The 13,141-nt window shown below is 44.8% G+C and carries 11 protein-coding genes; 7 read left to right on the top strand and 4 right to left on the bottom strand.

Translation table 11 applies throughout. The features are described from left to right. Positions 1-92: 92 nt before the first annotated feature. Together J4N23_RS12880 and leuS are read right to left on the bottom strand one after the other, a co-directional pair. Positions 93-2,534: an outer membrane beta-barrel family protein gene (locus J4N23_RS12880; protein ID WP_242689222.1), complete on the bottom strand. Its 2,442-nt coding sequence runs from the start codon at positions 2,532-2,534 to the stop codon at positions 93-95. A 188-nt stretch (positions 2,535-2,722) separates the two neighbouring features. Then, positions 2,723-5,518 carry a leucine--tRNA ligase gene (gene leuS / locus J4N23_RS12875; protein WP_207427855.1) on the bottom strand — a complete coding sequence of 932 codons (2,796 nt, stop codon included), beginning with the start codon at positions 5,516-5,518 and terminating at the stop codon, positions 2,723-2,725. A 205-nt stretch (positions 5,519-5,723) separates the two neighbouring features. Here leuS and J4N23_RS12870 point away from each other — a divergent pair, with 205 nt between their 5' ends. The 7 genes from J4N23_RS12870 to J4N23_RS12840 all read left to right on the top strand — a co-directional run bounded on the left by J4N23_RS12870 (position 5,724) and on the right by J4N23_RS12840 (position 11,480). Continuing rightward, positions 5,724-6,404: a hypothetical protein gene (locus J4N23_RS12870; RefSeq protein WP_207427854.1), complete on the top strand. Its 681-nt coding sequence runs from the start codon at positions 5,724-5,726 to the stop codon at positions 6,402-6,404. A 308-nt stretch (positions 6,405-6,712) separates the two neighbouring features. Then, the gene (locus tag J4N23_RS12865) at positions 6,713-7,591 is read left to right on the top strand and encodes an ABC transporter permease (protein ID WP_207427853.1); all 879 of its coding nucleotides are present in this window, start codon (positions 6,713-6,715) and stop codon (positions 7,589-7,591) included. Next, the gene (locus tag J4N23_RS12860) at positions 7,591-7,821 is read left to right on the top strand and encodes a DUF3098 domain-containing protein (protein ID WP_207427851.1); all 231 of its coding nucleotides are present in this window, start codon (positions 7,591-7,593) and stop codon (positions 7,819-7,821) included. The genes J4N23_RS12865 and J4N23_RS12860 overlap by 1 nt, the downstream gene beginning before the upstream one ends. 6 nt (positions 7,822-7,827) lie before the next feature. Next, positions 7,828-8,625 (top strand): undecaprenyl-diphosphate phosphatase, encoded by a 798-nt coding sequence (locus J4N23_RS12855; protein WP_207427850.1) that lies wholly within the window; start codon positions 7,828-7,830, stop codon positions 8,623-8,625. Between the two features lie 38 nt (positions 8,626-8,663). Beyond that, entirely contained in the window at positions 8,664-9,380 is a 717-nt protein-coding gene (gene truB / locus J4N23_RS12850) for a tRNA pseudouridine(55) synthase TruB (protein ID WP_242689221.1), read from the top strand. A 26-nt stretch (positions 9,381-9,406) separates the two neighbouring features. Next, the gene (locus tag J4N23_RS12845; RefSeq protein WP_207427849.1) at positions 9,407-10,357 is read left to right on the top strand and encodes a bifunctional riboflavin kinase/FAD synthetase; all 951 of its coding nucleotides are present in this window, start codon (positions 9,407-9,409) and stop codon (positions 10,355-10,357) included. A gap of 31 nt (positions 10,358-10,388) precedes the next feature. After that, complete coding sequence (locus J4N23_RS12840; protein ID WP_207427848.1) at positions 10,389-11,480, top strand: DUF2157 domain-containing protein; 1,092 nt, start codon at positions 10,389-10,391, stop codon at positions 11,478-11,480. Positions 11,481-11,516: 36 nt separating this feature from the next. Here the strand turns inward: J4N23_RS12840 and J4N23_RS12835 are convergent, their stop codons facing one another. After that, positions 11,517-11,933 carry an OsmC family protein gene (locus J4N23_RS12835; protein ID WP_207427847.1) on the bottom strand — a complete coding sequence of 139 codons (417 nt, stop codon included), beginning with the start codon at positions 11,931-11,933 and terminating at the stop codon, positions 11,517-11,519. After that, a complete protein-coding gene (locus tag J4N23_RS12830) occupies positions 11,933-13,102 on the bottom strand; it encodes a PLP-dependent aspartate aminotransferase family protein (RefSeq protein ID WP_207427846.1) in 1,170 nt (389 codons plus the stop codon). Before J4N23_RS12830 ends, J4N23_RS12835 begins: the two co-directional genes overlap by 1 nt. Positions 13,103-13,141 lie beyond the last annotated feature (39 nt).

Below are 13,141 nucleotides of genomic sequence, written 5' to 3'. Positions count from 1 at the left end.
AAATGTACAACTCTTCGATAGGGCAGCACAAATCCGGGCAATAAAAAAGCCGCTCCCTATGGGAACGGCTTATATCACTAAATCCTGTAATCTTACATTCCCTGTCCCTGACCGCCCTGACCGCCATCTTGCTTCAGGTCGTCATTATTTACTCCGCGCTTACGGCGTTGTTGCTGAGGGTTGAAATTCATTTTTCCAAATTGCCAGCTAAAGTTTACGCCCACAGAACGGAAGGGGATAGAGAAGTTGGAACTCTGAACCAGCCCATCTCCTCCAGTAAAGTTGCTATTAAAGTTTTTGCGCTCGTTGAACGGATCCACGATGTTCAATCCAATTTTTCCCTTCTTATTTAAAATTTCCTTATTTAAAGACAGCTGCCACATGTTAAAGGAAGCATTTCGCCCCTGAGAAGTACGACGCGGTGCGTTAACAATCGCAAATGTCTCCGCAAGCAAGCCTTTCGCTATGGTTACCGATCCACCCAGGAACGCATTGTACATCAGATAAGTTTCGTTGCTATTGGAAGCTGCGTTTGAATACAAACTGCTAACCGTAGGTTTATAAGTGAACAAGTTGATATTTCCCCGCATAGTTACCCCTTTTGCAGGTGTTACTTGTCCGAAAAAAGAACCGCCCAGGGAGCTGTTTTTACCAATATTTTCAAAAGTCGACAGCGACACCCTTCTTTCTTCACCATTAGGAAAAGCATAAACCTCCGAAGTAATGAAGTTTTCGATGATATCATCGGTATGTCTGAAATAAATCGACGCGTTTATTACGCTTGTTTTGATGAAGGTAGAGAAATTCAGTTCTACACTTTGTGATACTTCCGGTGCGAGATCAGGATTACCAACAGAGTGGAAGATATCGTTACTGATATTTCTGAACGGGTTTAAGTACTGCAGGCTCGGCCGCTGGATACGTTTGCTATAGCTTAACCTGAAGGTATTCGTTTTTATGCTCTTGGATACAGAAAAACTTGGGATGAAGTTGATGTATGGGTCAGGACGAAGGGGCTTCAGGCCTTGAGCCGTATTATTTACATCGCCCCGGATCAGTGTTCGTTCAATGCGTCCACCTGTCTGCATCCCCCAGTTATTTTTAAGCTGGAAGGTGAGCACGCTGTAGCCTGATAAGACGTCCTGGTCATAATCGTAAATATTAGAAAGGTCGTTATTGAAGACAAAATCATTCATGTTATTTCGCCTGAAGAAATTGGATGTACTTTCAATCCTGCGCGAGATCGATTTACCACCCAGTTCTAGCTTCACTTTAGCCGAGATAGGAAGCGAGTAATCAGCTTGAACGGTATACTCGTTGTTTACGCCGTCGTTATCTCCCAACTGATCTCTATCGGCTTGCAGACTATAAAAATTCTCAAAGTCGGCTTGAGAACGCATCCGGTTCCACTGCCCTGCAATACTTATTTCATGGCCTTGCTTTTTAAACTTGCGGACATAGTCTGCACTCCAATCAAACCCCGTGAATTGGTTTTCACTGTCATTGACAATGTCATAAGGGGCGAGATCACTACTTGTTGTCAGTGAGCCTCCGTTGGTATTGAAGCCACCCTGATTGTAACGAATCCCCGTAGAGAGACTGTTCGAAGCATTGATATCGTAGCTGATATTGCCAGAGGTCGAAAATCCGTATCTCCTGGTGTCACTGGTTCCCCGTTGTGTACTCCAAGAACTTTCATCCCTGCGATCGATATTAATTTTGCTTTCCTGAGGCCAGGTAAGATTTCCTCCAAAGTTTCCGGTTACGCTCAGTCTGTTTTTGTTTACATTCAGGTTGGCATTTCCGTTGTTCTGACGTGTTCCCAAGCCCCCGCTAAGTGAGCCGCTTACACCTGACATTTCCTTCCTCTTGGTAATGATGTTGATAATTCCGGCAGAACCTTCCGCATCGTACTTGGCAGAGGGACTTGTGATCACTTCCACATTTTTGATCTGATCTGCGGGAAGCATCTTCATCGCGTCGGCAACATTTCCAGCTACCGCTCCTGTTGGCTTTCCATTGATAAGCACCCTTACGTTCTGGCTTCCACGAAGGGAGACATTTCCGTCCTGATCTACCGAAACCATCGGTACTTTGCGGAGCACATCCCCTGCGTTTCCTCCTGTTACCGTAGCGTCTTTTTCGGCATTATAGACCACCTTATCTACTCTGTTTTCCAGAATGGGAACTTCCCCCGTTACCGAAACCTCTTTTAAAGCTGTAGCAGATGGCGATAGGACAATCCGACCCAAATTATTGTCCGGTTTTCCAGGTGTAGTCTCTACCGGATTAATCACCTTCGTTTGATAGCCCATAAAGCTCACAGTCACCTTATATTTTCCCGGAGCTACATTATCAATCCTAAATGCCCCTCGGCTGTCGGTCAGGGTTCCATTTGTATTCCGATTAGAGCTGGCTCTGGCTAAAGAGATGGTAACATAATCCAACGGTTTTTGAGTTAGCGAGTCAATCACCACACCTGAAATTCGTCCGGTAATTGATGGCGCTCCCCCTCCACCGGGGAGTTGAGCCATAGAACTTATAGCGGTAAAAAAAGACAGTGCTAGTAAAAATAAATATCGCATTATGAATAATTTCCTTATTAGTCGTGCAGACACCCCGTTTGTTACACGAGCTCCCAGACTATATTTTGTTAATATTAGGTTATAATAAAAAAGGCGCCGGTTTTAGATCAGCGCCTCTTGTTTGTTTATTTCGGGATTTAAACTACAATGTTTACAATTCGGCCTTTCACTACCACTACCTTTTTCGGGGTCTTCCCATCCAGATACCGTTGAACGTCGCTATTCTCGAGCACGAATCTTTCAATATCTGCGGGCTCCAGGGAAAGTGAGATGCTCAGATTCATCTTCATTTTACCGTTAATAGAAATTGGATAAGCGAACTCATCCTCTACCAGGTAGTCGGGATTGAATTTCGGATAGCTGGCATAAGAAAGTGTTCCTGGCTGGTTGCCTAACAAAGTCCACAGCTCCTCTGTAATGTGTGGTGCGTAAGGACCAAGAACAATCACCAGGTCCTCCAATACCTTGCGCTTATTACACTTTAGCTCGGTCAGTTCATTAACACAGATCATGAAGCTGGAAACCGAAGTATTGAAAGAGAACCGCTCGATATCATCTTCCACTTTCCTTATTATTTTATGAAGAGACTTCAATTCCGCCTTCGTCGGCTCCTCCTCTGATAGGTTCAGTTCAAACTTATCGTTGTGGAATAGCTTCCAAAACTTACGCAAAAACTTAAATACGCCTTCAATCCCATTCGTGTTCCAGGGTTTACTTTGCTCCAAAGGTCCAAGGAACATTTCGTACAAACGCAGTGTATCGGCACCGTAACGCTCAATAATGTCGTCGGGGTTTACTACGTTGAACTTAGACTTCGACATTTTTTCTACTTCCACCCCGCACACGTATTTTCCCGACTCCAGGATGAATTCTGCATTTGCAAATTCCGGCCGGAATTTCTTGAATTTCTCCAGGTCAAGTACGTCATTCTCCACAATGTTTACGTCAACGTGGATCGCGGATGTCTTGTATTCATCCTTCAGACCAAAGGAAACAAAGGTATTAGTCCCTTTTCCCTCTTCGTCGATAATCCGGTAAACGAAATTAGAACGGCCCTGAATCATACCCTGGTTGATCAGCTTCTTAAAAGGCTCTTCCTCCACCACATAACCCAGGTCCTTCAGGAACTTATTCCAGAAGCGGCTGTACAGTAGGTGCCCCGTAGCGTGTTCCGATCCTCCGATATACAGATCAACATCTTTCCAATACTCAATAGCCGACTGTGGCGCAAAGACGTCTTCCGCTCTCTCACTTTGCGATGCCATATACCGATACCAATACCAGCTGGAACCCGCCCAACCCGGCATAGTGCTTAGTTCATACTCGTATTCGTCCTGGTATTTCCAGTTCTCCGCCCGGCCAAGTGGCGGTTCACCAGACTCAGTTGGCAAGTACTTATCAATTTCCGGAAGGAGCAAAGGCAGCTCACTTTCTTCAATCAAATATGGCAGGCCATCCTTGAAATAAACCGGAACAGGCTCGCCCCAATATCGTTGTCTTCCGAAGATTGCATCACGGATTCTATATTGAATTTTTGCTTTACCTGCTCCCAATTCCTCCAACTTTTGAATGAGGACTGGTATAGCTTCCTGATAGGTCAGGCCGTCGATAAAATCAGAATTTACATATCTCCCTTCTTTGGTTGCATCTGCTTCTGCTTCTATATCTTTTTGAGCATCCAAAATCTGAATTACCGGCAAGTTGAAATGGCGTGCAAATAACCAGTCGCGCTGGTCGCCGGAAGGAACGGCCATCACCGCACCGGTACCATAACCTGCCAATACGTAGTCCGCAATCCAGACAGGTATTTTTTGCCCGTTTAAGGGATTTAAGGCATAACTTCCCGTAAAGGCACCAGAAACAGTTTTTGCATCAGCCATACGATCCAGCTCCGACTTCTTTTTTGTCTGAGCGATGTATGATTCTATTTCCTGCTTTTGCCCGGCAGTAGTCAGCGAAGCCACCAGTTCGTGTTCAGGAGCGATAACCAGGAAAGTAACACCAAAAATAGTATCGACGCGGGTAGTAAACACTTCAATCTCACCCTCGCCTTTTTCGAGAGGAAACTTAACACTGGCACCGGTACTCTTTCCGATCCAGTTTCGCTGCATTTCTTTCAAAGGCTCCGGCCAGTCGATCGTATCTAGCCCCTGAAGTAAGCGATCTGCGTAAGCAGTAATGCGCATACTCCACTGCATCATCTTTTTCTGCTCGACAGGATAACCACCCCGCTCGGATACACCGTCTTTTACCTCATCGTTTGCCAGAACAGTTCCCAGCGCAGCACACCAGTTCACCGTGCTTTCCTTTAAATAGGTCAGGCGATATTTCAACAGCTCTTCCTGTTGCTTTTGCTCGCTCATCTGCTTCCACTCTTCGGAGGTGAAATTCAACGTATCTTCATCGCATACAGCTTTAATACCGGCGCTTCCTGTTTTTTCGAATCTTTCGACCAGCGTCTCTATCCGTTCAGCCTTATCTGCTTCCAGGTTATACCACGAGCTGAACAGTTGCATAAAGATCCACTGCGTCCACTTATAATAAGATGGATCGCTGGTGCGCACCTCCCGGCTCCAATCAAAGGAAAATCCTATCTGATCAAGCTGACGACGGTAGGTATTGATATTCTGTTCGGTGGTAATTGCCGGATGCTGGCCGGTTTGAATGGCGTATTGTTCTGCGGGAAGACCAAATGAATCGTATCCCATCGGATGCAGGACATTAAATCCTTTCAGTCGTTTATATCTGGCAAATATATCTGAAGCAATATAGCCTAGTGGATGTCCGACATGCAAACCTGCCCCGGAAGGATAAGGAAACATATCTAGTACATAATACTTAGGCTTTTCGGATGAATTTTCAACTTTGTATGTTCGGTTCTCGGCCCAAAACTGCTGCCACTTTTTCTCTAAATCTCTGAACTGGTAATCCATGAATTTGAATGCTTGGGTTGCGAAAATACAAATTCTACCGGATTAGTACCCTTCCTAAAGCGTTCCATATAAAATCGAAAAATCATAAAACAATTCCTTCAAAATTAAATTATGCCTTTTACCGTATCGGCACTCGATCGATCAGGTCTCGTGGGGATGAAGATTAGTGTTGTGGGGCGATAGGAAATTGCAAATTTCTACTACCATGATAAAACCTCTGAAATTTTTCATTGCCATTGCTGCAATTGGCTCACTTGCCCTTAGCGGCTGCGAAAAAGACGAATCTGAAACAACAGGAACAGAAAGTATGTCTTTTAAAATTGCTGTCGACAACTCTGTCCCCGGCCTGCCGATGGTTTCGGTCCCTAACATCACCTGGACTACTGCCATGCTTGATATGGCACGCTTTGAATGTGAAATGAAAAGAGAAGGTGTTGTTCAGTACACACGGGAAGGCGGTCCGGTGAACAATCTGAACCTGCTGGACAGCGGAAGTCCTTTCATTGAAATTACCTTTCCTCGGCTAACAAAGTTCGACGAAGTAACAGCAGAGATTGAGATTGCCCCTTCTGCCACGAAAGATCCGCTGGTCTTAAAAGCAGAAGTTACCTCTCCTAATTCCGGAAATAAAATTCCCGTAGAGCTCTACTTTAACGATGCGGCGACATTAAAAGCGCACGTTTCCAATATTAATGTTGGAAGAAACACTTACATCGGAGTGATTATGTTCCAGGTCAATAAACTGCTGGGAGCGGCCGACCTGTCGAAATTAGCGACTGCTACCCGTACAAATGGCAAGATTATTATCAGTAAAACATCTAACGTAAGTTTATATAACGATGCGAAAGCAGCCCTAAATGGCTCGTACGATATCAAGATTGAATAAGAGCGGTTAAAATCAGTCACTTTAATAAAGGAGAGAGCTAAACAGCCTCTCCTTTATTTTTATACTATGCTGTAATTTGCTTACCGGCCCGAGTGGTGGACGTCCAAAGGGGGAACCCCAGGCAGTCCTGAATTTAATTATGGGAAAATGGCTTCATATTTCCAGGATTTAATGGGGTGCTCGAATTTCTCCTGCAAACCGCCCCCTTTTATTGGTGGGCCTTATTTAACTTTAATTAACACACATAAATCGAGTCTTTTTTACGTTTATAGGCTTAAATATTTATTTTCGCATATTAAATAGGCACTATGGAAGAATTTGAAGGAAGCACTTCTTCGAAAAAAACTAAACCCGTTTACATCTCTACGGTCATCAGCATTGCATTGGTTTTGTTAATGATAGGCTTGCTTGGATTGATTTTGGTTCACGCCAGAAACCTTTCGAAGTATGTAAAAGAGAACATCGTATTAAACATTATCATGAGCGATGGCACCAAAGAGGTAGACGTGTTAGCACTGCAGAAACAGCTAAACAACCATGGATATGTGTTAAAAACACAGTATGTGAGTAAAGAAATTGCGGCAAAAAATCTGCAGAAAGATTTGGGTGAAGATTTTCTGGAATTCCTGGGATATAATCCATTGCTGTCCTCTATCGATGTCTACCTGAAGGAAGAATATGCAAATAACGCAAGTATTCAGTCTTTCAGCAATCAGCTAACGAAAAACCCGATGGTGAAAGAGGTGATTTATCAACGCTCACTTATCGATATGGTGAATCAAAACATCAAGGTAATTGGACTAATAATTCTGGCCTTTGCTGCTACTTTACTTATCATCGCCGTAGCGCTCATAAATAATACTATCCGGCTGGCAATTTACTCGCAGCGATTTTTAATTAAGAGTATGCAATTGGTGGGAGCAACCAAAAACTTCATTAGAGCGCCCTTCATCGGTTATGGTGTGCTTCATGGTTTATTGGGCGGTCTCATCGCAATTATTCTGCTCCTTGGAACCTTGTACCTGGCTCAGCAACAGATTCCTGAACTGGTGATCCTGACCAGCTGGTTCGAATTCATCATCGTATTCCTGGGAGTTATTGGAATGGGAATTTTAATTTCAGGACTCAGCACTTACTTCGCGGTAAGCAAATATTTACGTTTAAAAATTTACGACCTATACAGATAATGGCAATAAGAAAAACTTCAACTGATACAGAACGTACACCTGTTCAGTTTGTATTTGGAAAATCAAACTACCGCTTGTTGCTCATCTGCATTGCAGTGGTAGTACTAGGCTTTATCCTGATGATGGGCGATACCGATATTTACAGCTTCCGAAAAATAGTACTGGCTCCAATTGTTGTTCTTTTAGGATTTACTATTGGTTTTTTTGCCATCTTAAAGAAAAAGGACTAATTAAGGATGAGTATTATTGAAGCCATCATCCTGGCGATTATAGAAGGGCTTACCGAATTTCTACCGGTTTCATCAACTGGTCACATGATCATCGCCTCCTCCCTGATGGGGATCCAGTCGAATGAGTTTGTGAAGTTCTTTACGGTCGCCATTCAACTGGGCGCAATTCTTTCAGTCATCGTCCTTTACTGGAAAAGATTCTTTCAAACGCTCGACTTTTATTTTAAGCTTTTTGTCGCGTTTATTCCCTCTATCATTGCCGGAGTTCTTTTCTCTGATAAAGTGGACGAGCTACTGGAAAGTCCGCAGACAGTTGCCATAGCTTTGCTCGTAGGCGGAATTGTTCTGGTTTACATTGACAAGTTTTTGGGGGATAAGGCGAAAATTGATAACGCTGAAGGTGTCTCCTACAAAAAGGCTTTCTCTATCGGTCTCTTTCAATGTTTAGCAATGATTCCCGGAACTTCCCGGTCTGCCTCTACCATCATTGGTGGAATGAGTGAAAAGCTTACGCGGACCACTGCCGCGGAATTTTCTTTCTTCCTCGCCATCCCGACCATGTTTGGGGCAACTGCTAAAAAGCTGTACGACTTCTATAGCGACGGTTATAGCATTTCAGGAGACGACATACAGGTCCTGATAATTGGAAATGTAGTAGCTTTTATTGTAGCGCTTCTTGCGATTCGCTCTTTTATAACTTTCCTGCAGAAAAAGGGATTCCAGATCTTTGGCTGGTACAGGATTATTGTAGGACTTATTCTTCTTGCCTTTATTTTTTCCGGACATAGCCTGGAAGTGATGTAAGGCTGTCTATTTATTTTATACTGATAGAAGTGGGTGATTTGAAATTTAAAGAGTTTGATTTTACTGGAGGGGAGCTACTGCTCGTTAACAAGCCCTACCATTGGACAAGCTTTGATGTGGTGAGTAAGCTTAGGAATTCATTCAAACCCCTGAAGCTGAAAGTAGGGCATGCAGGAACGCTGGACCCTTTGGCTACGGGGCTCCTGATCATCTGTACGGGCAAGCTCACGAAGAAGATAGACGAATATCAGGCCCAGGAGAAAGAATATACCGGCACGATGATTCTCGGTGCAACTACCCCTTCTTACGACCTGGAAACCGAAGTAGATGAGACCTATCCCACAGAACACCTGACGGAAGAAGTTATAAGAGCAAATTGCTGCAGGTTCCTGGGCGAGATTGAGCAATTTCCTCCTGCACATTCGGCGGTGAAAGTTGGAGGGGAACGCTTGTACCTCAAAGCCCGCCGCGGCGAAGCTGTAGAGATTAAAAGCCGGCAGGTAACCATCTCCGCGTTTGAAATAACCAGAATTGAATTGCCGGAAGTTGACTTCAGGGTTGTCTGCAGCAAGGGAACTTATATCCGTTCGCTCATCTTCGACTTCGGAAAAACGTTAAACTCGGGTGCTTACCTCTCTAAGCTGTGTCGAACCAGAAGCGGCGACTTTATGATAGAGCATGCATTTGAAGTTATGGAGCTGGTGAATCACATCAGAAGCCTCAAAGAAAAAGACAAAGAAGTTTCTGAAGGATAATCCACAAATAAGTTTGCCCTGGCAACATGAAAGTTTATCATCACATAGACGAGTTTCAAAAACTTGAGAATGCCGTAGTCACCATTGGAACTTTTGATGGAGTTCACTTCGGCCATAAAAAAATTATCAATCGTCTTACTGAGGTAGCGGCAGAAACGGGTGGAGAAAGCGTGATACTTACCTTCTTCCCGCATCCGCGGATGATCATCAACCCGCAGGACGCCAGCTTAAAACTCCTTACCACCATTACTGAAAAAGCTGAACTGCTGGAACAACTCCGCGTGGACCACCTTATCATCACACCCTTCACCCGCGACTTTTCCAACTTGTCAGCAGAAACGTACATCCAGCAGGTGCTGGTAGAAAAAATAGGCACTAAAAGGATCATTATAGGTTACGATCACCGGTTCGGGAAGGACCGCCAGGGCGATCTGAGCCATTTACAAAAGTACGCTGCAGAGTACGGTTTTGAGGTGGAGGAAATTCCCGAGCAAGACATCCATGAAGTAGCCGTAAGTTCAACTCAGATCCGGAATGCCCTGTCGAAGGGCGATGTGCAAACGGCGGCCGACTTCCTTGGCTACCCATTCTACCTGACAGGAAAAGTGATCAAAGGTGATCGTCTGGGTCGTCAGATGGGCTTTCCTACCGCGAACTTATTGATTGAAGAGACCTACAAGCTCATTCCTGCCGATGGCATCTACGCGGTAAAAGTAGAAGTGATAGACCCGAAAACACCGGGATCTAAATCTGATCTTTTGGACGCTATGGCTTATATCGGAACACGACCTACCATCAGCGGCATGACGCGAAACATTGAGGTTAATATCTTCAATTTCGATCAGGAAATCTACCGACAATACCTGAAAGTGTATTTCTATCACTTCATTCGAGAGGACAAACGTTTCGACTCCATCGACGAACTTAAGCACCAAATACAGCTGGATAAAGAAGCCGTACTGGACTTACTTAGATAAAAAGTGTAACTTGGGCGTTGACATTTAAGCCGTGGGTAAACTTAATCTGGATAAGCAGGAAGCCGAGTTCCTGAATCAAATTATTTCGCACTGGAAAAAGGAGGGACTGGTCGACGAACCCAAAGCACAGCAACTTCTTGATTCGTATGATATCAAACAGTTCGACTGGCGACGCTTAGCTCAGTATTCTTTTTGGATTGCCCTTGCTTGTGGCTTAATTGCCTTTGCTTCCCTGGTTATAGACGATGAAGTGCTTCGACTGCTCGAGAAGCTTTCCGACACGCCGGATATTTTAATCAGCATAATTTGTGCGGGCCTTGCCGGCTGGTTCTACTACCTGGGACAAAAAAGAAAGCAGACGAATCCGGAAAGGCTGTTTAGCAATGAAGCGACGATTTTTATCGGTGTCCTTTTCACGGCTAGCAGCATCGCATTTCTTGGCAAGGCGCTTGATAATGGGTCGGGCCATTTTTCAATTTTGTTCTTACTGTCGGTTTTTGTCTACGGAAGCTTGGCCTACAAGTTCAACTCGCAGCTAATCTGGGCCTTTGCGCTGATATCACTGGGTAGTTGGTTCGGTACCGAGACCGGGTATCAAACGAAATGGGGCGATTACTTTCTGCGGATGAACTATCCATTACGTTTCGTCTTTTTTGGAGCCTTCATTGCTTTAATTGGCCGTTTTCTCGGAACAAAACCGCGACTCGCTCAGTTCTCTACCCTCACCTACGTTATCGGCCTGTTCTACCTGTTTGTATCGCTTTGGCTGCTTTCGATATTCGGAAATTTCGGAAACCTGGAAGATTGGCTGCAGATTAAGCAAACGCAGATTTTCTACTATGGGATCATTTCAGCCCTGGTGTCTCTGGGCTTTATGCTTTACGGACTGAAGAAAAAGGACTCTGTTGCAAGAGAATTTGGGATTACGTTCCTCCTGATCAACATTTACACCCGCTACTTTGAATACTTCTGGGACATCACCGACAAAGCAATTTTCTTCGGCATATTAGCTATTTCATTTTGGCTGATTGGAAGAAAAGCAGAAAGGATCTGGAACCTGGAATTCCTCAAAAAGAAATCGGAGGAGAAAGAAGCGGAACGGGAGGTGGCAGGAAAGCCTTAAAAGCGCAGGTAGTACTACCACCTGCACTCTGAATAGTTAACTCTTTATGTTGACCTCGTAAGTTACTTCAACCCCTGCTGCTGCCAGCATATCATGAACTGAACAGTATTTCTTAACCGCCAGCTCCGCAGCTTTCTCAGCTTTAGTCTGATCGACATTACCACTGATATCAAAAGTCATATGGACCTTGGTAAACACTGCTGGCACCACGTCTGCCCGCTGCCCATCCACTGTTACATCGAAACCTGTAATTTCCTGGCGTTGCTTTTTCAAGATAGAGATTAAATCCAGGGAACTGCAAGAACCAAGTGCCATCAGCACCAGCTCCATCGGGCGAACTCCCAACCCTTGTCCTCCGATTTCCGGAGATCCGTCAATTTGCACCTTTACATCGCCCATGCCTGATGCTTCAAAGTGCACCGCATCATTAACTCTTTTTAATTCTATTTTCATTATTTCGAGTTTTCTAAAGCCTGTCTAACATCTTCAATAATATCTTCTGCATCCTCCAGTCCGACTGAAATCCGAATTGAACCGGGCTGAATTCCGATCAAACCTCTTTCCTCTTCACTTAGCTTCGAATGGGTGGTGGAAGCCGGGTGCGTAGCAATTGAACGAGAATCGCCCAGGTTGGACGTGAAAAGAATCATCTGCAAGGCATCTATAAATCGCTTAGCGCGATCAAAACCTCCCTTGATAATGAAGGTAACAATCCCACCTCCCTGCTTCATCTGCTTCTTAGCTAACTCGTACTGCGGGTGTGAAGGCAGATGCGGGTATCTTACCACTTCCACCTCCGGATGTTCCTCCAGCATCTGCGCAAGCTTCAGGGCATTATTGCAATGCCTGTCCATGCGAAGCGTGAGCGTTTCTAGGCTTTTGGATAGCAGCCAGGCATTAAAAGCCGACATTGCAGGACCTGTATGGCGGATAAAGAACATCAGCTCCTTTATGATTTCAGCCTTTCCGGCAACTACGCCTCCCAGAACACGTCCCTGCCCGTCCATGTATTTTGTTGCTGAATGTACCACCAGGTCGATACCGTATTGCAGCGGCTTTTGCAAATAAGGCGTTGCGAAGCAATTATCGATATTGATAAGGATATGGGGATACTTTTTCTTGAGACTACCCAACCACTCGAGGTCTACCAGCTCAAGGCCAGGGTTAGAGGGCGTCTCAAGAAAGATCATTTTTGTCTCAGGTCGAATCGCTGCTTCCCAACCATCGGGATCTGCTGCATCAACGTAAGTATGGGTAATTCCCCAACGAGGGAACAACTGATTGAGCAATTGGTGGGTAGAGCCAAAAACAGAACGGCACGCAATGATATGATCTCCACTCTTAAGCAGGCCGGCTAATGATGCAAATATGGCGGCCATACCTGATGAGAAAGCTAGTCCGGCTTCTGCGCCTTCCAGATCGCAAACCTTATTAATAAACTCGGTAGTATTTGGGTTGGAATAGCGGGAGTAGATGTTCCCTTCCTGTTCATCCGCAAAAATAGCGCGTCCCTGCTCCGCATCGTCAAAAATGAAGCTGGAAGTAAGGTATAATGGAACTGAATGCTCACGGTTGTGGGTGCGTTCAGTCTGATTTCGTATAAGTCTTGATTGCTCTTTCATTATCTGCCAAACTTACGGAACATTAGCGTAAGTTCTATG

The organism is Pedobacter sp. SYSU D00535 (assembly GCF_017355855.1).
Taxonomy (GTDB): Bacteria; Bacteroidota; Bacteroidia; order Sphingobacteriales; family Sphingobacteriaceae; genus Desertivirga.
Note: the sequence above shows the minus strand (reverse complement) of the source record. Positions and strands in the feature narration are given on the sequence as shown.